The sequence below is a fragment of the Streptomyces zaomyceticus genome (assembly GCF_014656215.1).
GTDB classification, from domain to species: Bacteria; Actinomycetota; Actinomycetes; order Streptomycetales; family Streptomycetaceae; genus Streptomyces; species Streptomyces zaomyceticus.
Window position 1 is genome coordinate 197,777 of record NZ_BNBZ01000002.1, and the last position, 21,626, is coordinate 219,402.

At 72.9% G+C, this 21,626-nt stretch carries 16 protein-coding genes and 1 pseudogene; 9 read left to right on the plus strand and 8 right to left on the minus strand.

The window, feature by feature from the left end:
- Positions 1-27: 27 nt before the first annotated feature.
- The 8 genes and pseudogenes from IE311_RS03745 to IE311_RS37190 all read right to left on the minus strand — a co-directional run.
- Positions 28-4,161 carry a molybdopterin-dependent oxidoreductase gene (locus tag IE311_RS03745; RefSeq protein ID WP_229901738.1) on the minus strand — a complete coding sequence of 1,378 codons (4,134 nt, stop codon included), beginning with the start codon at positions 4,159-4,161 and terminating at the stop codon, positions 28-30.
- A 231-nt stretch (positions 4,162-4,392) separates the two neighbouring features.
- Positions 4,393-5,184: a hypothetical protein gene (locus IE311_RS03750; RefSeq protein WP_189830069.1), complete on the minus strand. Its 792-nt coding sequence runs from the start codon at positions 5,182-5,184 to the stop codon at positions 4,393-4,395.
- A gap of 167 nt (positions 5,185-5,351) precedes the next feature.
- Complete coding sequence (locus tag IE311_RS03755) at positions 5,352-5,810, minus strand: Lrp/AsnC family transcriptional regulator (protein ID WP_229901700.1); 459 nt, start codon at positions 5,808-5,810, stop codon at positions 5,352-5,354.
- 132 nt (positions 5,811-5,942) lie between these two features.
- Positions 5,943-7,193, minus strand: a complete 1,251-nt coding sequence (locus IE311_RS03760; protein WP_189830070.1) for a serine hydrolase domain-containing protein — start codon at positions 7,191-7,193, stop codon at positions 5,943-5,945.
- A 103-nt stretch (positions 7,194-7,296) separates the two neighbouring features.
- Positions 7,297-8,178 carry a DUF4436 domain-containing protein gene (locus IE311_RS03765; RefSeq protein ID WP_189830071.1) on the minus strand — a complete coding sequence of 294 codons (882 nt, stop codon included), beginning with the start codon at positions 8,176-8,178 and terminating at the stop codon, positions 7,297-7,299.
- Positions 8,179-8,231: 53 nt separating this feature from the next.
- The gene (locus IE311_RS03770) at positions 8,232-9,413 is read right to left on the minus strand and encodes an agmatine deiminase family protein (RefSeq protein ID WP_189830072.1); all 1,182 of its coding nucleotides are present in this window, start codon (positions 9,411-9,413) and stop codon (positions 8,232-8,234) included.
- 317 nt (positions 9,414-9,730) lie between these two features.
- Complete coding sequence (locus IE311_RS03775) at positions 9,731-10,300, minus strand: TetR family transcriptional regulator C-terminal domain-containing protein (protein WP_189830329.1); 570 nt, start codon at positions 10,298-10,300, stop codon at positions 9,731-9,733.
- A gap of 30 nt (positions 10,301-10,330) precedes the next feature.
- Positions 10,331-10,537 (minus strand): annotated as a pseudogene (locus IE311_RS37190) (helix-turn-helix domain-containing protein); the annotation flags it as partial.
- Between the two features lie 177 nt (positions 10,538-10,714).
- Here IE311_RS37190 and IE311_RS03785 point away from each other — a divergent pair.
- From IE311_RS03785 to IE311_RS03825, 9 genes are all read left to right on the plus strand, one after another.
- Positions 10,715-12,397 (plus strand): serine/threonine-protein kinase, encoded by a 1,683-nt coding sequence (locus IE311_RS03785; protein ID WP_189830073.1) that lies wholly within the window; start codon positions 10,715-10,717, stop codon positions 12,395-12,397.
- 123 nt (positions 12,398-12,520) lie between these two features.
- Complete coding sequence (locus IE311_RS03790) at positions 12,521-13,102, plus strand: TetR/AcrR family transcriptional regulator (RefSeq protein WP_189830074.1); 582 nt, start codon at positions 12,521-12,523, stop codon at positions 13,100-13,102.
- A gap of 633 nt (positions 13,103-13,735) precedes the next feature.
- Positions 13,736-14,749 carry an agmatine deiminase family protein gene (locus IE311_RS03795; protein ID WP_189830075.1) on the plus strand — a complete coding sequence of 338 codons (1,014 nt, stop codon included), beginning with the start codon at positions 13,736-13,738 and terminating at the stop codon, positions 14,747-14,749.
- Between the two features lie 231 nt (positions 14,750-14,980).
- The gene (locus tag IE311_RS03800; RefSeq protein WP_229901702.1) at positions 14,981-16,645 is read left to right on the plus strand and encodes an ABC transporter substrate-binding protein; all 1,665 of its coding nucleotides are present in this window, start codon (positions 14,981-14,983) and stop codon (positions 16,643-16,645) included.
- The gene (locus IE311_RS03805) at positions 16,642-17,601 is read left to right on the plus strand and encodes an ABC transporter permease (protein WP_189830077.1); all 960 of its coding nucleotides are present in this window, start codon (positions 16,642-16,644) and stop codon (positions 17,599-17,601) included. The genes IE311_RS03800 and IE311_RS03805 overlap by 4 nt, the downstream gene beginning before the upstream one ends.
- Positions 17,598-18,458: an ABC transporter permease gene (locus IE311_RS03810; protein WP_189830078.1), complete on the plus strand. Its 861-nt coding sequence runs from the start codon at positions 17,598-17,600 to the stop codon at positions 18,456-18,458. Before IE311_RS03805 ends, IE311_RS03810 begins: the two co-directional genes overlap by 4 nt.
- Positions 18,455-19,534, plus strand: coding sequence for an ABC transporter ATP-binding protein (locus IE311_RS03815; protein WP_229901703.1), 1,080 nt, complete (start codon positions 18,455-18,457; stop codon positions 19,532-19,534). The genes IE311_RS03810 and IE311_RS03815 overlap by 4 nt, the downstream gene beginning before the upstream one ends.
- On the plus strand, positions 19,527-20,378 hold the full coding sequence (locus IE311_RS03820; RefSeq protein WP_189830079.1) for an ABC transporter ATP-binding protein: 852 nt from the start codon (positions 19,527-19,529) through the stop codon (positions 20,376-20,378). The genes IE311_RS03815 and IE311_RS03820 overlap by 8 nt, the downstream gene beginning before the upstream one ends.
- Positions 20,365-21,528 carry an agmatine deiminase family protein gene (locus IE311_RS03825; RefSeq protein ID WP_189830080.1) on the plus strand — a complete coding sequence of 388 codons (1,164 nt, stop codon included), beginning with the start codon at positions 20,365-20,367 and terminating at the stop codon, positions 21,526-21,528. The genes IE311_RS03820 and IE311_RS03825 overlap by 14 nt, the downstream gene beginning before the upstream one ends.
- The last annotated feature ends 98 nt before the right edge of the window (positions 21,529-21,626 follow it).

The window sequence follows — 21,626 nt, forward strand, 5'->3', positions numbered from 1 at the left end:
CCGAGCGCGCGCACCGCCCCGGGAACCTCAGTACACGTCCCTCACGTACCGCTTGTCGGCGGCCAGTTGCTTGACGTACACCCCTGCCGCCTCCTCGTCGAGGCCGCCGTGGGCGACGGCGATGTCGCGCAGCGCCCGGTCGACGTCCTTGGCCATCCGGGCGGCGTCGCCGCAGACGTAGAAGTGGGCGCCGGACTGCAGCCACGACCACAACTGCGGGCCGTGCTCCCGCATCCGGTCCTGGACGTAGACCTTGGCCCGCTGGTCGCGGGAGAAGGCGGTGTCGAGGCGGTCCAGGGTGCCGTCGGCGAGAAGCGCGGACAGCTCCTCCTCGTAGTAGAAGTCCGTGGCACGGTGCTGCTCGCCGAAGAAGAGCCAGTTGGGGGCCCGGTGGCCGAGTGCCCGGCGCTCGTCGAGGAAACCGACGAACGGGGCCACGCCCGTGCCGGGGCCGACCATCACCATCGGCGTCGTGGGATCGGCCGGAGGGCGGAAGTGAGGGGCCCGCTGGACGAAGACCGGGACGGGGGCGCCGGATTCCGCGTCGGCGAGGAACGGGGAGCAGACGCCCTTGCGGGGGCGCCCGCGAAGGTTCTCGTAGCGGACCACCGAGACCGTGAGGGAGACCTGGTGGGGGTCGGTGAGCGGGCTGGAGGAGATCGAGTACAGCCGCGGTCTGAGGCGGCCCAGCACCTCGGCCCAGTCCTGCGCGGCGGCGCGGACGGAGTGCTCGGCGAGGACGTCCACGGCCTGCCGCCCCCAGGTCCACTGGGCGAGCCCGTCCTTGTTGTCGGGGCGGAGGAGCCGCTTCAGGTCCCGGTCGCCGGTCCGTTCGGTGACGAAGCCGAGCAGGGCGGGGGCGACGCGGGTGATGTCGAGGTGCCGGTGGAGGGCCTCGCCGAAGGCGACGGGGCCGAGACCGGGGAGCTCCACGGGGGAGTCTCCGTCGAGACCGGTGACGGCCAGCCATTCGGCCACGAGCTCCGGGCAGTTGACGGGCTGCACGCCGAGGGCGTCGCCCGCCTCGTAGCCCAGCGGGGCCCCGGTGCCGCTCTCGCTCGTGTCGAAGGTGAAGCGGCGCACCTCCTTGCCCGCGCCCGGCAGGCTGAGGAGCCGGTTGCCGACGAGGCGGGCGGGGGTGGTGGCGGGCCCGGAGCGGCGGGCGGGTGAGGGGGCGGTGGGAGCCGGTGGGGCCGGAAGCGCCTGCGCGGTGTCGGAGAGGCCGGCCAGGACCTGGTCGAGCCAGGCGAGGGCGGAGGGCTCGTAGTCGGGTTCACAGTCGGTACGGGGTGCCAGGCGGACGCCTCCGAGCTCGTCCAGCCGATCGTCCAGGCGCCGCCCGTGCCCGCAGAAGTCGCCGTACGAGGAGTCTCCGAGGGCGAGGACGGCATAGCGGCGCCCGTCGAGGCGCGGGGTGTCGGGCGCGGCGAGCGCGTCCCAGAATCCGGAGCCGTTGTCGGGCGCGTCACCGTCCCCGAACGTGCTGGTGATCAGCAGCAGATCGGCGGCGGGCGGCAGCGCCGTCAGATCGGTCTCGTCCATGCCCGCGAGCGCGGCCCGGTGACCGGCCGACAGCAGCCGCTCGGTGGTGGCGGCGGCGAAGTCCTCGGCGTTGCCGGTCTGCGAGGCCCAGAGCACGACGACCTCGCGGCCCGCCGTGGCCGCCCCGCCGGTGGAGGGGGACCGGGGCACCCGGGAGTACATGCCGGCCAGGACCCCGTTCACCCAGCGGGCGTGGTCCTCGCGGAAGGGGGCACCGGGCGGCAGGACCGGGACACCCGGCGTACCCGTCTCCAGACCGGCCAGGAAGCCGACGAGGTACTGCCGCTCCTCGGCGGTGAGGACCGGCGGCGGGGCCGGTTCGAGGCCGAAGGCGGCGGCGGGGCCGGCCGCCGGACCGCCACTGGGGATCACCACCTTCGGGACCACGACCGAGGGCGCGACGGTCGAGGGCGCCACCGCGGTGACGCTCGCGGGCGCCGCCGCGGGGGGCCTCACGACGGCGGCCGGGACGGGCGACTTCGTCAGCGCCACCGCGCACACCTTCAGCTCGGGCTGGAAGGAGAGCGGGTCGACGGCGTCGCTGGTCACGGCGTTGACGGACAGGTCCGCGCCGAAGAGGTCGTTCCAGTGGAAGGGGGCGAAGCAGTTGCCGGGCGCGACCCGGTCGGTGACCACCGCGGGGAGCACGGCCTTCCCGCGCCGCGAGGCGATCTCCACGGGGTCGCCCTCCGCGATGCCGAGCCGCCCGGCGTCCCCGGGGTGCAGTTCGACGAACGGCGCCGGGTTGAGCCTGTTGAGCTTGGGAACCTTCCCGGTCTTGGTGAGGGTGTGCCACTGGTGCTGGAGACGGCCGGTGTTGAGGACGAACGGATAGGAGTCGTCGGGCATCTCGGCGGGATCGATGTGCGGCCGCGCGTGGAAGACGGCCCGCCCGCTCGCCGTCGGGAAGACCAGCCCGTTCCTCCGCCCCTTCCGCCTCCCCTCGCCGTCCCCGCCGTCGCTCCCCGCGCCCTCGCCGGTGGGGGATCCGGGGCCCTGGCCGGCCACGTACCGGATCGGGTTCCGTGCGGGACCTCCGGCGGCGGCGGGCCACTGGACGGGGGCGGTGCGCAGCCGCTCGTACGACACCCCGGTCAGGTCGTATCCCGTCTTCGGGTTCCCGGCGCGCCTGATCTCCTCGAAGACCTCCTCGGCGCTGTCGTACGTGAACCCCTTCTCGTACCCCATCGCGCAGGCGACGCGGGCGATGATCCGCCAGTCCGCGAGGGCCTCGCCCGGCGGGTCCACGGCCGGCCGGGCGAGGGTGAGGGTGCGCTCGCTGTTGATCAGTACGCCCTCGGTCTCCGTCCACAGGGCGGCGGGCAGGACGACGTCCGCGTACGCGTTGGTCTCGGTGTCGGCGAACGCGTCCTGGGTGATCACGAGTTCGGCGGCCCGCAGCGCCGCGACGACGGTGGCACGGTTGCCGACGGAGGCGACCGGGTTGGTGCAGATGATCCAGCAGGCCTTGATCTCGCCGTCCGCCATGCGCCGGAAGAGGTCGACGGTGCCCTGCCCCGAACCGTCCTCGCGGATCGTGCCGGGCGGGAGGCCCCAGAGTTCCTCGGTGAAGGACCGGTCCTCGGCGACCAGGACCGAGCGCTGTCCGGGGAGACCGGGTCCCATGTAGCCCATCTCGCGGCCGCCCATGGCGTTGGGCTGGCCGGTCAGGGAGAAGGGGCCGGAGCCTGGGCGGCAGATCGCGCCGGTCGCCAGATGCAGATTGACCAGGGCGTTGGTGTTCCAGGTGCCGTGGGTGGACTGGTTGAGACCCATGGTCCAGCAGCTGGTCCACTCGCCGGCCGTGCCGATCCACTCGGCGGCGGTTCGGATGTCGGCCTCGGGTATCCCGGTGATACGGGCGACGGTGGCGGGCGGGTAGTCGGCGAGGAACGGGGGCATCGCCTCCCAGCCCTCGGTGTGCGCGGCGACGAAGCCGGGGTCGGTGTGCCCGTTCTCGTGGAGCAGGTGCAGCAGCCCGTTGAGGAGAGCGAGGTCCGTTCCCGGCTTGATCCGCAGGAAGAGGTCCGCCTTGTCGGCGGTGGCGGTGCGGCGGGGGTCGACGACGATCAGCTTCGCCCCGGCCTTGACCCGCTCCATCATGCGGAGGAACAGGATGGGATGGCAGTCGGCCATGTTGGAGCCGATGACGAGGAAGACGTCCGCCGTGTCGAGGTCGTCGTAGGAGCCGGGCGGGCCGTCCGCGCCGAGGGAGAGCTTGTAGCCGGTACCGGCGCTCGCCATGCAGAGCCGTGAGTTGGACTCGATCCGGTTGGTGCCGATGAAGCCCTTGGCGAGCTTGTTGGCGAGGTACTGCGCCTCCAGGCTCATCTGGCCGGAGACGTACAGCGCGACGGCGTCGGGCCCGTGGGTGTCGACGATCGCCCGCAGACGGCGGGCGGTCTCGGCGACGGCCCGGTCGGTGGCGGTGGGCACGGGCTCGGAGCCGCGCTCCTCCCGGACCAGCGCGGTGGTGAGGCGGCCGGGGGCGGCGAGCAGATCGGCGGTGGTGGCGCCCTTGGTGCACAGGCGCCCCCGGTTGGCGGGATGGTCCTTGTCGCCCGTCGCCTTGAGGACCGTACGGCGTCCGTCGGGACCCGCGCCGATGTCGAGGAGCATGCCGCATCCCACACCGCAGTACGAGCAGACGGTCCGCACCTGGTCGGGCGTACCGGCTCGGGGGGCCGGCGTGTCCTGTGGGGTCACCGGGGCGCCTCTCTGTGGAACCGTTCGAGCCCCGACCGTACGAAATGCCCGTTACACCTGTGTCAACCGCGCCGATCATGGTCCGTAACACCGGTCACACAGTGGCCCGGGGCCCTCTGTGAGAACCCCGGGTACGCGCGCGTGTCACAGGGCGTCGGCGCGCCCGGCGGCGTCGGCGCCCCTGGTGGCGTCGGTGCCGTCGGTGGCGCGCAGGAGCCTCAGGAAGGCCTTCAGACCGGTGATGATCTCCTCGTTGTCGGTGAGGCGGTTGACCGTCGCCTCGAACTCGCGCGCCAGTGCGGCGATCTTCCGGTCGGTCTCGTCGGCACGTCGATGCGCGGAGAGGCCGACCGCGTCCACCGTGCGGCGGAGCTCGGCGAGGGCCCGGTACTGCTCCTCGGCCTTCCCGTCGAGCACCGTCGCCCCGCTCTCCAGGGCGGCCACCCGCCCGGTCAGCGCCACCACGTCGTCACGCGGGAACGTCACGTCCTTCAGGAGCACGCCGAGCCTGAGCCGCAACTGCCCGAAGTAGGCTCCGGCCGGTCTGAAGAACGTGCTGAGGAGGAAGAAGCCGGCGAACCAGTAGCCCGCCTCGCGCCCGGTCGCGGTGGCGACGGCGAGGGCCGCGCCGGCCGTCACCACATGCCCGGCGACGGCCACCCGCAGCATCGCGCGCGCGATGCGCCGTGCCTCGGTGTCCCGCTCCTCGGAGACGTCGAGGCCCTTCTCCCGGCTGACCGCGATCTCGGCCAGCACCGCATGGGCCCGGAAGTACAGATTCCACGGGGCCGTGAGCAGCAGCAGGAGCCAGAGCAGGCCGAGCACTCCCGCCCCCACGGCCAGCACGGCCCCGGGCGGTGCCCCCACCGCGTACGCCAGCACCAGCGCGCCGACCGCGAGCCCCGCCACCACGAACGCACCCACGACCTTGCTCATGCCGCCCCCTCCGCGCCGGTTCACACCTTGGCGACATGGTCCCGCCGGGGGCCGCTTCCGGCATGAGTACCGCTACTCAGATCTCCGCGGGGCCCGACCGGAGCAGGCGATGACGAGACGGGGGCCGGGGCGGTGGAGCGGAACGGGTGGACCGGGAGGGGAGGGGCTCAGTCGGTGGAGACCGGCCGCTCGAAGAAGGTCTCGAGGGACACCGTGGCCTGCGTGCCGCTCACTCCCTCGATCGCGTACAGCCGTCGCAGGACGTCCTGGAGCCGGACCGTGGTGGAGGTGCGCACCTTCACCAGGACCGAGGCGCTGCCGGCGATGATGTGGGCCTCCTGGATCTCGGGGATCGCGGCGAACGCGTCCGCGGAGTCCCCCATCCAGACGGTGGAGTCGACCATGACGAAGGCGAGCACGTCGCTGCCGAGCGCGGCGGGGTCGACGTCCACGGTGGTCCGCCGGATCACCCCGCGTTCCCGGAGCTTCCGTACCCGCTCGTGCGCCGCTCCGGCCGACAGGCCGACCGCCTTGCCGAGGGCCGCGTAGGCCTGTGTGGCGTCCCGCTGGAGCTCGGCGATGAGCGCGCGGTCCGTCTCGTCGACGATCCCCTCCGTCATTCCCATGCCGAGACGGTACCTCGTCCGGTCACGGCAAGATCGTTCCGGATGTCGTTCGGAGCGTGACGGACGCGGGTGGGGCTCCGCCGCCGAACGGCGCGGAGCCCCACCGCCGGGCCCGGAGGCCCGGTTCGGGCGTCAGTCGATCGCCAGCGGGCTCTCCGGTGCGAGGAGGGCCGCGATCCGCCCGGCGACCACCTCCGCCTGGTTGCCGTCCGGCGTGGTCGCGGTCTTGGTCGCGTTGACCGCGATGGCGAGACGCCTGGAGGGAAGGTACGCCTGGATGGCCGCGTACCCCGAGAACGACGGGTTCTGCAGGACCCAGCCGTTGACCACGATGACGCCGAGACCGAAGTGCTTCGCCTCGGTCTGCTGCAGACAGATCGTCTCGGGGCAGGTGGCGGTCCCGCCGCCGAGGCCGACCGTGCCCGGGTCGAGCAGGGTGCGGTACGAGCGGGGGGAGAGGAGCTCGCCGCTGCCGATGGCCTCCGCGGACCTGGCCAGGTCACAGATGTGGGTGGTGATGACCGCGCCGGGCGCGGTGGTCCACGACGGGTTCCAGAAGGTGGACTCCTCGTACAGGCCGCGGTCCGAGGTGAAGGCGTGCAGCGCCGGACGCGGGATGTCGGGCGTGAAGTCGTTCCGGGTGTTCCGCAGCTCCAGCGGCCCCGTGACCTTCTCCTTCACCAGCCGGTCGATCCGCACTCCGGTGATCTTCTCGAGCGCGGCGACCAGAAGGACGTAGTTGGCGTGCGAGTAGCTCCAGCTCGTGCCCGGCTCGTACCAGAAGGAGTGGCGGAGCGGGAAGGCCAGCAGTTCCGCGGGCGTCCACGCCCGGAAGGGGTTCGCCACCAGTTCCGCGAGGAAGTCCGGGTCGGTGACGTAGTCGTGGAGCCCGGTGGTGTTGCTCGCCAGCATCCGCAGGGTGATCCGGTCGGCCTTGGGCAGGTCGGGCAGCCAGCGCTCCACGGTGTCGTCGAGCCGCACCCGCCGCTCCTCGACCAGCCTGAGGAGGGTCGTCGAGATGTGGGCGAAGGCCACGGACCCGGCACGGAAGTGCATGTCCGGCTCGGCCGGGACACCGGTCATGGACTCACCGAGCGCGTCGGTGAGGACCTCGCGTCCGTCGATCGTCACCCGCACCTGCACGGAGTTCAGGGCGAGGTCGGCCTTGGCCTTGCGGGTGATGGCGAGGACCCTGCGCGCCGTGCCGTCGAGGCGGCCCTCGGTCCGTACGCAGTCGGAGCCGCCACGGCCGCCCGGTCCCTCGGCGAGGGCCGGTGCGACGGCGGTCGTCTGGACCGTGAGGGCGAGGAGTGCGGCGCAGAGCAGAGCCCTGCGGGACCGCGTCCGCGGGCGGGTGCGCGGGGAGTGGGGGGTGTCTGTCATGCCCCGCACTATGGAGCGGCGCGAGGCGTGCCTGTCGCCGAACACTCCGCAGTCCATGCCGGAGCCGCCCATGTGGGGCAGACGGCAGGGCCATCGGGAGGTGTCACGGGGCGGTCGCGCCGCGCGGGGGCGGCGGGTCCTCCGACCGTACGGCCCGGACGACCACGACGATCACACAGAACGCGATGAGCGTCTCGGCCCAGAAGAACGCCAGATAGTCGAGCAGGCTGCCGATGGGCGGCGCGCCCGGGGCGGTGTTGCGGAAGGCGGCCAGGGCGAACAGCGTGGCCGCCATCCAGCCGAGCGCCGGCCAGGTCAGCCCCGTACGCCGGCGCACCAGGTGCCAGCCGCCCATCAGCACCGCTACGGCGAGCGCCCACATCGCCAGCATCATGAACACGGAGAAGACGAGGACGCTCCGGGACCGCGCCACCTCCGCGGCGAACACGGCGGCACCGCGGATCTCCGAGGTGTCCACGCCCAGGGAGAACAGGGCGTCCCTGTTGACGAGCGTCATGCGCACGGGGACGCTCTCGCCGCCCTGCACGGCTCCGAACTCCATCTCCGCCTCGTACGCGTCGAACGGGTAGTCCGTGATCGCGCCGCCCGTCAGCGCGACGGGCACGTCGACCGTCGCGATCCGGCTGTGGGCGGGGAAGGTCAGGTCCCCGCGCACGGAGGACGAGGTCTGCAGGGTCAGATCCTCGGCGGGGGAGACGCCGCCGGCCTCCGCGAGGGCGCCGCGCGGGGTCACGAGGACCCGCAGGACCAGCTCCCGGCCGGCCGCGTCGACGCGCTGCACGGAGGCGTCGATGTCGATCCGGTCGGGAGCCTGGCCTCCGGCGGTGTAGCGGGTGTCCAGGTCCTGGCGTTCGCCGAACTGGAGCCACAGCCCGCAGAGGGCGGCCGCAGCGACGGCGAGGAGCACGAGGGCCGTGCTCAGAGGCCCGCCGGGGGCCCGTGGATGACGTCGCTTCAGGGACACGACCGCACTCCGGAGGTGGGGGAGAGGGGAGGGGACGGAAGGGGAGCGGCGGGTCAGGCGGCGGGCTTGCCGGGCTGCTCGTGGGTCGCGCAGTGGATGCCGCCGCCGCCGGAGGCGATGGTGTCGATCTGGATCTGCACGACGTCCCGCTTCGGGAAGTGCTCCTGGAGGATGCCCCGGGCCCGGTCGTCGGCCCTCCGGTCACCGAACTTCGGCATGAAGACGGAGTCGTTGGCGACGTAGAAGTTGGCGTAGGTCGACACGAAGTCGTCGCCCTCGCCCGTGATCCGGTCGAGGTCGGGCTGCGGGAGATCGACGATCTCGAAGCGCCGCCCCTGCGCGTCGGTCGCCTTCTCGAGCACCGAGCGGGCCTGGTCCGCCGAGCGCGACCAGGAGTCGGCGGGCGAGCCGGGGAACGCCTGGTCCAGCAGGACCACGCCGGGCGCGGTGAACCGCACGAGGCTGTCCACGTGCGCGTCGGTGATGTCCTCGCCGCGCACACCCGCCAGCCAGACCACCTTCTCCACCCCGAGGGTCTCGATGAGCTCGTCCTCGATCTGGTCCCGGGTCTTCCCCCGGTTGCGGTTGTCGTTGACGATCGAGCTCTCGGTGACGAGGAGGGTGCCTTCGCCGTCGGTCTCGAAGGAGCCGCCCTCGGCGACGAGCGGCGCCTGCTCGCGGGGGATGCCGTACTTGCGCAGCAGCAGCCGGCCCACCTGGGCGTCGTTGGTGTGCTCCTGCTTGTTGCCCCAGCCGTTGAAGTTGAAGTCGACCCCGAGGAGCTCGCCGCCGTCCTCCACGAAGACGGGAACGGTGTCACGGGCCCACAGGTCGTCGACCGGCAGCGCGATCACCTCGACCTGCGAGCCGCACGCCCGCTGCGCCGCCGCGACCTGCTCGGGCCGGGCCATCATGACGACGGCCTCGTACTCGGCGACCGCCCGGGCGATACGGGCGATGTCCTCGCGTACGTAGGGCAGGTCGTCCTCCCAGACGGAGGCGAGCGCGGGCCACGACATGAACGTACGGGTGTGGCTGTCCCACTCGGCGCCGAAGTGACGCTCACCGCCCTCGGAGGCGGGACGGGACGAGCCGGCGGTGGGCCGGGTCGTGGCGCCGGACGCGGCCGGTGTGGATTCACCGGGTCCACAGGCCGCGGCGCCCAGGGCGAGGGCGCCGCCGATACCGGCGAAGGCGCGCAGCGTCGAACGGCGGGAGGGAGGGAGGTGGGACACGTGTGCTCCGATCATGGGCTGGCGAGACTATCCAGCGGCCGCGGACGGATCGTGATGACGCGCGGCGTGCCGGGATTCGCGGGCCTGGGCTTCACGCGGGTGACCGGCGTAGGGGGTGTGCGGAGCCGGGTCACCCGAGACGTGAGTGGGGGTGGGCCGTGGCGTCACTCTGACACTGACTGGATTTTCAGTCAAATGACGCGCGGGGGCGCGGCGGCCCACGCCCACCCGATCGGCACGCGGTCCTGCCCGGGCCCGGCGGGCACGAGCGGGTGCGAGGGACGAGGTGAGGCGCGCCGGGGATCGCGCCCCGCGGCCTACCCCGCCGCGCACACGGCGTGCCGGTCCGGCAGGTCGAGCCGGCGCGCCTCCGCCGCGATCGCCTCCCGCATCAGCTCGCGCGCGTGGCCCACCGGCAGGATCCCGACGAGCCACCGGGTGCTCAGGCCCTCCAGGAGGGCGGTGAGCCGCTCCGCCGCCGCCACGAGCTCGATGTCGGGGACCGCCGGGGAGCCCTGCCCCAGGAGGTCCGCGACCTCGCGGACCCATGCGACACCCACGCGCGCCAGGTCCTCCCGCAGCTCGGGGTCGAAGACCGCGCCGGCCCGCAGCTCGCCCCAGGCGGTGCTGTTCTCCCGGATCTCGGGGACGTCCTGGAGCTCAAGCAGGAGCCGCCGCTCCAGCTCCCCGAGCGCCGAGCCCGGGTGGTGCGGGGCCGTGCCGGGATCGTGGGGGGTGGAGCCGGGGCCGTGCGGGCCCGGGCCCGGAGCGTGGGGGGTGGAGCCGGGTTCCCGGCGCGCCGGGCCCGAGCCGGGACCGTGCGCGGCCGAGCCCGCGGCGCGCACGACGGGGCCCGGGCCGTGCGCGGAAGGGGCCGGATCACGCACGGCCGCACCCGGGCCCTGCGGGGCCGGGAGATCCCGGTGGGTGTACCGCTCCGCGCGGTCGCCGATGAACTCCAGCGTGCTGCGCAGCAGCCCCGCGCGGTCCTCGAAGTGGTAGTAGACGAGCGCCTTGGAGACCCCCGCCTCCGCGGCCAGCTCCTCGACCCGGAGCCCACGCACGCCGCGGCGTGCGATCACCCGGGCCGCGGCTTCCAGGATCGTCCGTCTCCGGTCCTTCATCCCGTCCTCCTTCTCCCTCTGGTTTCTCGGTCGACGATCGGTCCATGTTGACTGAAACTTTAGTCAACGGCACGATCGGGCGCAGGGCGCGCCGTGCGCCCGTACGCGCGCCACCGGGCGGCGGTGTCTCCGACCCGTCTCCCGGGGCGCCGTTCCGCACCGCCGAAAGAGCCGCCCATGCCCTCCACCCAGCCCGCCGGGGCGCAGCAGGCCCACGCGCCGCTGTCGCTCGACGACCCCCGTGAGATCGGCGGCTACCGGGTGCACGCCCGCCTCGGCTCCGGCGGCATGGGCGTCGTCTACCTCGCCTCCACACCGGGCGGCCGCCCCATCGCCGTCAAGGTCGTACGCGAGGACTTCGCCGCCGACCCCGAGTTCCGCCGGCGCTTCGCCCAGGAGGTCGCCAGCGCCCGCCTCATCCACGGCCTCTTCACGGCGCAGGTCGTGGACCACGGCGTCGACGACGCCGTCCCCTGGCTCGCCACCGCCTACGTACCGGGCCCCTCCCTCCAGCAGGTGGTCGAGCGGCACGGACCGCTTCCCGCGCGCACCGTCCTCCTTCTCGTCGCGGGGACGGCGGAGGCCCTCCAGGCGGTCCACGCGGCGGGCGTCGTCCACCGGGACCTCAAGCCCGCGAACGTCCTCGTCGCCGAGGACGGCCCCCGTGTGATCGACTTCGGGATCGCGCGGGCGGCCGACGCCACCGGGCTCACCGGCACCGGGCTGCGCATCGGCACCGCCGCGTACATGGCGCCCGAGCAGGCGCTCGGCCTGCCGGTGACGTCCGCGACCGATGTCTTCGCCCTCGGGGCACTCGCCGCCTACGTGGCCGGCGGAGTGCTGCCGTTCGGTACGGGTCCCGAATCGGCCGCTCTGTACCGGGTGGTCCACGAGCCGGCCGACCTCTCCCACGTGCCGGGAGAGCTGCGCGCCCTCGTCGGATGGTGTCTGGCCAAGCGGCCGGAGGACCGGCCCACCCCCGCCGAGCTGATCGCCGCCGTGCACGCGCACCCGGCGGTCGGCCCCTCGCCCGAGTTCGCCGAGGGCTGGTTGCCGGGGGCGGTGAGACGGGAGATCGCGGGCCGCGGAGCGGGTACGGCCCCCTCGCACGCCTCGCACGCCTCGCACGCCTCGCACGCCTCGCACGCCTCGCACGCCTCGGGGGCCTCCGGTCCCTCCCCGTCGCCCGCGCAGCCCTCGTACGAGCAGCCCACGCGCGCGGCCACCCCGGCACCGGTTCGGCTCCCCACCCAACGGGTCCCGGAGGCCCCGGTGGGCCCTGGGGGTCCGTCGGTCCCGGGGGCCTCGGCGGTCCCGTCGGACGGGGGCGCGCGGGCGACGACGCCGCGAACCCCTCGACGCGGTCGCCGCGGCCGGCGCCCGGCCCTGCTCGCCGGGGCCGCCGTCGCCGTACTCGCCCTGGGCGGCGGGGCGGTGTACTACCTGAGCCCGCCCGAGCCCCCGTCCGGCGGGGCCCCCGGTGCCACGTACACCCGTGGCTTCTCCGACGTCGAACTGACCGCCCCGGACAACAACTACGAGTTCGATCTGGCCGCCGGGAAGGTGGTACCCGCCGAGACCGCCACCTGGTTCCTCGCCCGCGAGGGCGAGGAACTCGTCGTGCCCGACGACACCGATGCCTTCGTCGCCTCCGGTTACGGACTGAGCCCCGCGGACTGCGCGCGGGGGATCGACTCGGAACCGGTGACGCGTCTCCCGCTCGACGACCTCGCCGACGAGCGGCCGTTCTGCGTCCGCAGTTCCGACGGCGAGCGGCTCGTCGTCGCGCGACTGGTCGAGGCGGGTCCCGCGGGCGGTCCTGTCACCGTGGTGCTGAGCCAGCACCTGACGGTCCGTTGAGCGCCGGCAGCCGGGGGGCGAGGGGGCCGGAACGGGCGGAAATCCGGCAGGCAGGAAGCGGGGGAGGACGGAAGGACGGCCGTGGAGATCACATCGCCCTGCCGTCCGGATAGGGTTCACGGCATGGCGTCTCGCAGTACTCAGATCCTCGAAGCGGCCGCCCGGGTCATCGCCCGGCGCGGGGTCCGCGGGCTTCGCGTGGAGGAACTCGCCGCGGAGGCGGGGGTCTCCACCGGCCTGATCTACTACCACTTCAAGGACCGCACCGGGATCCTGCGGCACACGCTGGAGTTCATCAACGACCGCGCCGAGCGGTACACGACCGAACGGGACCCCGAAGCCGAGCCGCTCACGGCCCGCGAGGAGCTCGACGAGGTGCTCCTCCTGGAACTCCAGGACACCCCGGAGGTGCGGGAGAACAGCTCGGCCTGGGGCGAGCTGAGGGCGAGCGCCGTCTTCGATCCGATCCTGCGCGAGGACCTGGCGCGGGCGACCCTGGTGTGGGTCCAGGAAGTGGCCGCGCTGCTGGGCCAGGTGCAGCCGATGGCTCCGGCCGCCACCCTCGCCGCCGCAGCGGAACGGCTCACCGCCCTCCTGGAGGGGCTGAGCATGCGCTGGCTGAGCGGAGGCCTGGCGATAGAGCACGCGCGCGACCTCCTGCGGGAAGCCGTCGAGGTGGAGCTGACCGCCCTGCGGAAGCCGTAGACCGGTACTGGGGCGGCCGCGCCCCGAGGCGCGGGGGACACGCCACCGGGACAGCCGCGCCCTGCGGCGGTGGCCGGAAGAGGAGTGTCCCAGGGCCCTGGGGGCGGCGGCCGGATTCGGCTTGCCGCCCGGCGCTCGTGGGTCGCGCCGTCCGGCATCACGCCTGGTGGGCGCCTGATCCGGGCCTCGGTACGGGCCCGCGGGAGAGTCGCCGGCGGCCCTTTCGTCCGCACGGTGTTCACACATGCTTCATCTCTTGACTGATTTTTCAGTCAGTGCCACAGTGTGGGCATCGCCGGGCTCCGCCGGTGCCGCCCACCCCCGCGGTGCCGGGCGCGGCCCGAGGCGCAGCGCCCGCCCCTCGCTCTCCCTGCCTCCACGGAGGGGAGGAAGGAAGCAGCCCCATGTGCGTGATGTGCGCGAGGCCGACATGTGTCGACGCCCGCAGGGCGGGACCGCCCGCCACCGTTCACCGGCGCCGGGCTCGCCCGTGCCCGCCGCGCGCGCTCCGCGGCTCCATGGTCGCCGACGTCCCTCTTTCCTCTGACCTCCTCCGGCTTTTTCACACCCAAAGCCTTGACTGAAAATTCAGTTAAGGCCACGATCCTTCCCACCGATCGAAATGAGACACCGATGACCACGTTCCGTATGCCCGCCGAATGGTCCGAGCACGAGGGCTGTCTGATGGCCTGGCCCACCCGCAAGGACCTGTGGAACGACGTCCTGGACGCCGTGAAGCACGAGTACGCGGACGTCGCCCGCGCCGTCGCACGGTTCGAGCCCGTCACCATGGTCGCCCCGCCCGGCTTCGGCGACGACGCCCGTGCCCACTGCGGCGAGGACGTCACCGTCGTGGAACTGCCCCTCGACGACTCCTGGTTCCGCGACTCCGCGCCCCTGTTCGTCCTGGACGGCGACGGACACCGCGCGGGCGTCGACTTCCGCTTCAACGCCTGGGGCCGCAAGCACCACCCGTACGACTCCGACGACCGGATCAGTGCCCTGCTCCTGGAGCACCTCGGCATCGACCGCATCGCCTCCGAGATGATCCTTGAGGGCGGCGCCATCACCGTCGACGGTGAGGGCACCCTCATCACCACCGAACAGTGTCTTCTGCACACCAACCGCAACCCGGACCTGAACCGCGACCAGATCGAGGCCGAGCTCAAGAGCCGGCTGGGCGTCGACAAGGTGATCTGGCTCCCGTACGGCGGGCTGCTCGACACCGAGACCGACGGCCATGTGGACGGTGTCTGCGCCTTCGCCGCCCCCGGCAAGGTCGTCGTCTCCCTGCCGACCGACCCCGAGCACCCCGACTACGCCCGGATGCGCGCCAACCGTGCCGTCCTGGAGGCCTCCACCGACGCCCGGGGCCGCGCCCTGGAGATCGTCGACGTCCCCCAGGTCGCCTTCGCCGAGGTCGCCGGCGGCCGGGTCGAGGTCTCGTACCTGAACTACTACGTCGCCAACGGCGGCGTCGTCGTCCCGGTGGCCGGCGTGCCGCAGGACATGGCCGCCCTCGAGGTCATCGCCGCCGCCTACCCGGACCGCAAGGTCGTCGGCGTGCCGGCGCCGGTCATCGCGTACGGCGGTGGCGGCGTGCACTGCATCACCCAGCAGATCCCGGCGGCCCGCCGCAGCGCGTAACGACCCGGCCCGCCAAGCCGCGGAGCGACCCGGGTCACCCCACGGCGTCACGCCACCGCTTCACGACCCGGGTCGCCGCCCGACGCGACGCCGTCCCTCACGACGCAGCGAAACGATCCCAGGCCCTCACCCCAGACGCAGCGAAACGATCTCCGGCCCTCACCCCAGAACGACGCCCTGCCCGCCGTACCGAAAGAGAGCGCGACGATGACCTCCGCACCCCCACCCCGCGTGTCCAGACGCCGTCCCGGCCCGCTGCGCGGCCGGTCCGTCCCCGCGACGGCCACACGGGTCACGATCGCGGTCCTGTCCTCGGTCGCCGTGCTCGCCGCCTGCGCGGGGCCGCCCGGCACCGGGACCGGCGCCCCCGGTGCGTCCTACGCGCTCTCCGCCGGAACGCCGAAGCCCAAGGGTGACATCGACTCCTTCACCTGGGCCGTGTACGCCGAGCCGCCGACGCTCGACTACACCGTGGCCTTCGACTACCCGCAGAACACGATCCTCTCCAACGTGTGCGAGAGCCTGATGCGCTGGACGCCGGGCCTCACCCTCGAACCCGGTCTCGCCGAGAAGGCCACCAACCCCGACCCGAAGACCTGGGTGTACGACCTGCGGAGCGGGGTGCGCTTCCACGACGGGCGGACCATGACCGCCGACGACGTCGTCTTCAGTCTCGGCCGTCAGACCGACCCGAACAACGCGGCGGCCTGGGCGCAGAACTTCCAGAACGTCGCCTCCGTACGGAAGACGGGCCCGCTCCAGGTCACCGTCAAGCTCAAGAAGCCCGACTCCCAGTTCCCCCAGTACATGGCGACCGCCGCCGGTGTCGTCGCCTCCAAGGCCGGCGTCACCGCCGCGGGCAAGGACTACGGCACCTCCGGCGGCCTCGCCTGCACCGGACCGTTCGAGCTCGGGACCTGGCAGAAGGGGCAGTCGCTCGAACTCGACCGCTTCGACGGCTACTGGGGCAAGCGGGCCAAGGCGGGCAAGGTCGTCTTCCGGTTCCTCACCGACCCCTCCGCCCGGACCAACGCCCTGCTCAGCGGGGAGGCGGACGGCGGCTACCTCATCCCGACCGAGAGCTACGCGCGCCTCAAGGGAAGCGGTGCGGGAACCCTCTACTTCGGCGAGGGCCTCAGCACCGTCAACGTCAACATCACGAACATCAAGGGCCCGCTCGGAGACGTACGCGTCCGGCAGGCGCTCTCCCTGGCCCTGGACCGCACCGGGTTCGTGAAGGCGGGACTCGGCGGCGCCGGCACCGTCACCAACTCCCTGACCACCCGCGCCGCCTGGGCCGGAGCCTCGGAGGAGACCCGCAAGGCCGCCTTCGCCGGACTGCCGCCCACCGAGCGGGACATCGAGAAGGCACGCGCGCTGGTCGAACAGGCCGGGGCCACCGGCAAGACCCTGACCGTCGCCACCAGCTCGATCGGCCAGGACGTCTCCCTCCTCGCCACCGCCGTCCAGGCCGCCGGCAGCCGCATCGGACTGAACATCAACCTCAAGTCCGTCGCCCCCAACGCCTTCACGGCCCTCTTCACCGACCCCGAGGCGCGCGAGCGCATCGACATGTTCCCGCTCACCTACTACGACTCCATCACCGACCCGCTGGACCTCCTCACCAACTTCAGGACCGGCGCCTACCTGAACTTCGCCGGCTACAGCGACAAGCGGTACGACGAACTCGTCGACAGGGCCACCGCCACCTACGACCGGGACAGCCGGCTCAGGATCGAGACCGAGCTCCAGAAGCGGGCCGCCGAACAACTGCCGTGGATCCCGGTCGCGGAGTGGCCCACCGCCCTCTTCCTCAACAAGAGGATCACCGGCGCCCCCACGACCATCGCGTACATGTACTACCCGTGGGCCGCCGACGTGGGGGCCGCGCCGTGAACTTCGTGAGATTCGCCGTCCGGCGGGCCGCCGAGATGGCGGCCACCCTCCTCGTGGCGTCGTTCGTCGTCTTCGGCGCGATGTACCTGGCGCCCGGCAGTCCGGCGAGCTTCCTGCTCTCCGGCCGCTCGGCCTCGCCCGAGGCACTCGCCGCCGTCAACGCCCAGTACCACCTGGACGACCCGTTCGCCGTCCGCTATCTGCGCTGGCTCGGCGACATGGTCCAGGGCGACTTCGGCCGCTCCCTCACCTACCGCACCGATGTCTCCCGGCTCCTGGCCGACCGCCTGCCCACCACCCTGCTGCTGATCACCATGGCGCTGATCGTGGTGGTCACCGTCGGCCTGCTGCTCGGCCGGATCTCGGCCGTACGCGGCGGAGCCACCGACTCCGCCGTCCTCGTCGCCACCACCCTGGCCGTCGGAACCCCGTCCTTCGTCGCCGCCGTCCTGCTCCAGGGCCTCTTCGCGGTCAAGCTCGGCTGGTTCCCCAGCGGCGGCGCCGGCGGCGGGTTCCTCGACCAGGTCTGGCACCTGACCCTGCCCGCGATCGCCCTCGCGCTCTACCTCATCGGGATGCTCGCCCGGGTCACCCGCTCCGCCATGCTCGAAGCACTCGCCGGCGAGCACGTCACCGTCGCCCGCAGCCGGGGAATCCCCGAGCGCCAGGTCATCCGCCGGCACGTGCTGCGCAACTCGCTCGGCACCGTGCTCACCACCGGCGGCCTGATCGTCTCCACCCTGCTGGTCTGCACGATCCTCGTCGAGACAGCCTTCAGCATCGGCGGCATCGGACAGCTCCTCGAACTGTCCACCACGACCAAGGACTTCCCGACCGTCCAGGCCATCTCCCTCATCATCGTCGCCCTGTTCATGGCGGTGAACCTGATCGTCGACCTGCTGCTGCCGCTGGTCGACCCCAGGATCACCCTCGGAACGAGAGGGGCGAACGCATGAGCACCGTCCTCACCCGGCGGCCCGGCCTCGCGAAACTGCGCGTCCGTTCCGGCCGTTCCCCGCTCCACCTCGTCTGCCTCGGACTCGTGGCGAGCGTCGTCCTGGCCGCGCTCCTCGCGCCCTGGATCGCCCCGCACGACCCCAACGCCGTCGATCTCGGCGCCGCGCTCGCCGGGCCCTCCGCCGAGCATCCCTTCGGCGTCGACGCCGCCGGCCGCGACACCCTCTCGCGGCTGCTCCTCGGCGCCCGCACCTCCCTGCTCGGCCCGCTCGGCGTCGTCGCCTTCTCCACCCTCGCGGGGGTCGCCATCGGCACCGCCGCCGCCTGGCGCGGCGGCTGGCTCGACTCGCTCCTCTCCCGGGCCACCGAGCTCGTCTTCGCCTTCCCCGGGATGCTCCTGGCCGTCCTCGTGATCTCGGTGTACGGCGAGGGACTGCTCGCCCCCGTCGTCGCCCTCGGCCTGGCCTACCTGCCGTACGTCAGCAGGCTCACCCGCTCCCTGGTCCTGGCGGAACGGGCCCGCCCCTACGTCAGCGCCTACCGGGTCCAGGGCCACTCGGCGCTCCAGATCTGTCTGCGCCACATCCTCCCCAACATCGCCCCCGTCGTCCTCGCCCAGTCGACGATCAACTTCGGGTACGCCCTCATGGACCTGGCCGGCCTGTCCTTCCTGGGCCTCGGCGTACCGCCGCTCACCCCGGACTGGGGCCGCATGGTCTTCGACGGCCAGACGGCCGTGCAGCACGGATACCCGCTCTCCGCGATCCTGCCGTGCCTCTTCGTCGTCCTGACCGTCGTCGCGTTCAACGTGGTCGGCGAGCGCTGGGCCGACCGCGTCGCGAGGAGAGACCGATGACACGAGGCCCCATGACCCGACCGCCCCGCCCCGCATCGGCGAACGGATCCACCGCATCGGCGAACGGATCCACCGGATCCACCACGACGCTGGACGTCCGAGGCCTGAGGGTCACCCTTCCCGGCACCGCCCGCCCCGTCCTCGACGGCATCGATCTCACCGTCGGCAGCGGCGAGACCGTCGCCCTCGTCGGCGAGTCCGGCTCCGGGAAGACCCTCACCTCGCGCAGCGCCCTCGGCCTCCTGCCGCCCGGCGCCACCACCGAGGGCACGGTGCTCGTGGAAGGGCACGACGTCCTCGCCATGGACGCCGACCGGCTGCGCGCCCTGCGCACCGACACCGTCGCCATGATCTTCCAGGATCCGCGCGCCGCCCTCAATCCGCTGCGCCGCATCGGCGACTTCCTCACCGAGAGCGTGTGCTCGGCCCGGACCGGGGACCGGGCCATGGGCCGGTCCGCGGCCACCGCCCGCGCCGTCGAGCTGCTCGACGCGGTCGGGCTGGACGACAGCGCCCTGAAGAAGTACCCGAGCCAGGTGTCCGGCGGCATGCTCCAGCGGGTCATGATCGCCGCCGCGCTCATGGGCGACCCCGCACTGCTGCTCGCCGACGAGCCCACCACCGCGCTCGACGTCACCACGCAGGCGGAGGTGATCGCCCTGCTCGCCCGGCTGCGGGAGCGCTTCGGCACCGGGCTCCTCTTCGTCACCCACGACCTCGACCTGGCCGCGGCGATCAGTGACCGCGTGTACGTGATGTACGCCGGCCGCATCGTCGAGACCGGCCCCGCCGAGACCCTCTTCGCGCGCCCCCGCCACCCGTACACGGCGGCCCTGCTCGCCTCCACACCCCGGCTCACCACCCCCGGCGGCCGGCTGGCCGCCATCCCGGGGCAGCCGCCGGACCTCCGCACGCCCGTCACCGGCTGCGCCTTCGCGGCCCGCTGCCCGCTCGCCACCGAGGTGTGCGACGAGCACGCCCCCGCACCGCTCCAGGTCTCCGAGGGGCCGGTCCACCTCGCCGCCTGCCACCACAGCGACCGTCTGGTCGGCGAAGGGAGTGCCGTCGATGCCTGAGCCCCTGTTGCAGGCCGTGGACCTGCGGCGCAGCTTCGGAACCGTCCACGCCGTGGACGGGGTGTCCTTCACCCTCCCCGAGGGAGGCTCGCTCGGTATCGTCGGCGGCTCCGGCTCGGGGAAGACCACCACCGCCCGCATCGTCGTCGGTCTGGAACACGCGGACGCCGGTGAGGTACGGGTACGGGGCAGGGCCCGGCCCTCCCGCGCACGCGGCCGGGAGCAGCGCCTGGCCAGGGCCCGCGAGGTGCAGATGGTCTTCCAGGACCCCTATCTGTCCCTCGACCCGAGGACCGGCGTCGACCAGGTCCTGCGCGAGACCCTGCGCCTGCACTTCCCCGACCGGGACCCCGAGCCCCGTATCCGCGAGCTCCTCGACCAGGTGGGCCTCGGCACGCGTGCCGCCGACGCCCTGCCCCGGCAGCTCTCCGGCGGCCAGCGACAGCGCGTCGCCATCGCCCGCGCCCTCGCCGTGGAACCGGCGGTCCTCGTCCTCGACGAGGCCGTCGCCGCCCTCGACGTCTCCGTGCAGGCCCAGATCCTCAACCTGCTCGCCGACATCCGCGAGCAGACCCCGATCGGCTACCTCTTCATCACCCACGATCTCGGCGTGGTCCGGTGCGTCACCGACGAGGTCATCGTCATGCGCCACGGCAGCGTCGTCGAGGCCGGCGCCACCGCCGAGGTGCTCGCCGCGCCGCAGCACCCGTACACCCGGCTGCTCCTGGACTCCGTCCCGCACCCCGGCTGGAACCCGGACCGGATCGCGGCGGCCCGCCAGGAGCTCACGTCCCCTCTCGCACAGCCCACCCAGCACACAGGAGGCAGAAGTGAACCGACCTGAGGCGAACCCCGCCGGCAGCAACCGGCGACACGCCCGACCGGGCCTGAACAGGCGGGCATTCCTCATCGCGGCCGGTGCCACGGCCGCGGGCGCGGCCCTCGCGACGACCACCCAGGGCAACGCACGCGCCACCGCGAACGCGGGCACCTTCCGGGCGCCGATCGAGGACGTCCGGCACACCCGGACCTGGATGGCCTGGCCCGACAGCACCTCGATCTGGGGCAACAAGCTGAGCGGCGTCCAGGCGGACATCGCCCTGATCGCCCGCACGATCGCGAAGTACGAACCGGTCGTGATGTGCGCCAACTCCGGAAGCGCCGCCAAGGCCCGCCAGCTGTGCGGTTCCACGGTCACCGTCATCGGCTCCATCCCCGTCGACGACTGCTGGATGCGTGACACCGGTCCGGTCTTCCGTACCGACGGGGCGGGCGGTCTGGACGCCGTCGGCCTCAACTTCAACGGCTGGGGCAACAAGCAGGCCCACGCGAAGGACGCCCTCGTCGCCGGCCGGATCGCCTCCTACGTGGGCGTGCCGATCACCTACGCCGACCTGGTCGGCGAGGGCGGCGCGATCGAGCAGGACGGTGCGGGCACCCTCATGGCCACGCGCAGCAGTCTCGTGAACCGCAACCGCAACCCCGGGATGTCGGAGCGCCAGCTGGAGTCGGCCATGTGCGAGGCCTACGGCGCCTCCAAGGTCATCTGGTTCGACGGCGTCCGGGGCCAGGACATCACCGACGACCACGTCGACGCCACGTCCCGCTTCCTCTCGCCCGGCGAGGCCCTGGTACAGATGCCCCTCGCGTCCGAGAACGACGCCTACGCCCGGGACGCGCGTCAGCAGTTCAGCATCCTCTCCGCCTCCACCACCTCCACCGGCATCCCGATGGACACGATGCGGCTCCAGGGCCCGGACTACAACAAGATCCGCTCCACCAACCAGGCGTTCCTCGCCTCGTACGCCAACTTCTACCTCTGCAACGGTGCCGTCATCAGCGCCCACTTCGGCGACACCCGTGCGGACCAGGCGGCGAAGGCCACCCTGGCCCGGCTCTACCCGGACCGGGTCATCGAACAGCTGAACATCGACCGCCTGGGCACGGGCGGCGGCGGTATCCACTGCGTCACCCAGCAGCAGCCGGTGGCGTAGCCGAGAGGCAGGGCGGTCCACCTGCGTCCAGGTGCCGCCGCGGGCGCCCCGTACCGGGCTTCGGTCCAGCCGGTACGGGGCGCTTTCACGTCCCGGGC

Coding starts and splice junctions, on each gene's coding strand:
- IE311_RS03745 (WP_229901738.1), bottom strand. CDS start 4,161: ATGCTCCTCGACATCGGCGCGGGTCCCGACGGACGCCGTACGGTCCTC.
- IE311_RS03750 (WP_189830069.1), bottom strand. CDS start 5,184: ATGAGCAAGGTCGTGGGTGCGTTCGTGGTGGCGGGGCTCGCGGTCGGC.
- IE311_RS03755 (WP_229901700.1), bottom strand. CDS start 5,810: ATGGGAATGACGGAGGGGATCGTCGACGAGACGGACCGCGCGCTCATC.
- IE311_RS03760 (WP_189830070.1), bottom strand. CDS start 7,193: ATGACAGACACCCCCCACTCCCCGCGCACCCGCCCGCGGACGCGGTCC.
- IE311_RS03785 (WP_189830073.1), top strand. CDS start 10,715: ATGCCCTCCACCCAGCCCGCCGGGGCGCAGCAGGCCCACGCGCCGCTG.
- IE311_RS03790 (WP_189830074.1), top strand. CDS start 12,521: ATGGCGTCTCGCAGTACTCAGATCCTCGAAGCGGCCGCCCGGGTCATC.
- IE311_RS03795 (WP_189830075.1), top strand. CDS start 13,736: ATGACCACGTTCCGTATGCCCGCCGAATGGTCCGAGCACGAGGGCTGT.
- IE311_RS03810 (WP_189830078.1), top strand. CDS start 17,598: ATGAGCACCGTCCTCACCCGGCGGCCCGGCCTCGCGAAACTGCGCGTC.
- IE311_RS03815 (WP_229901703.1), top strand. CDS start 18,455: ATGACACGAGGCCCCATGACCCGACCGCCCCGCCCCGCATCGGCGAAC.
- IE311_RS03820 (WP_189830079.1), top strand. CDS start 19,527: ATGCCTGAGCCCCTGTTGCAGGCCGTGGACCTGCGGCGCAGCTTCGGA.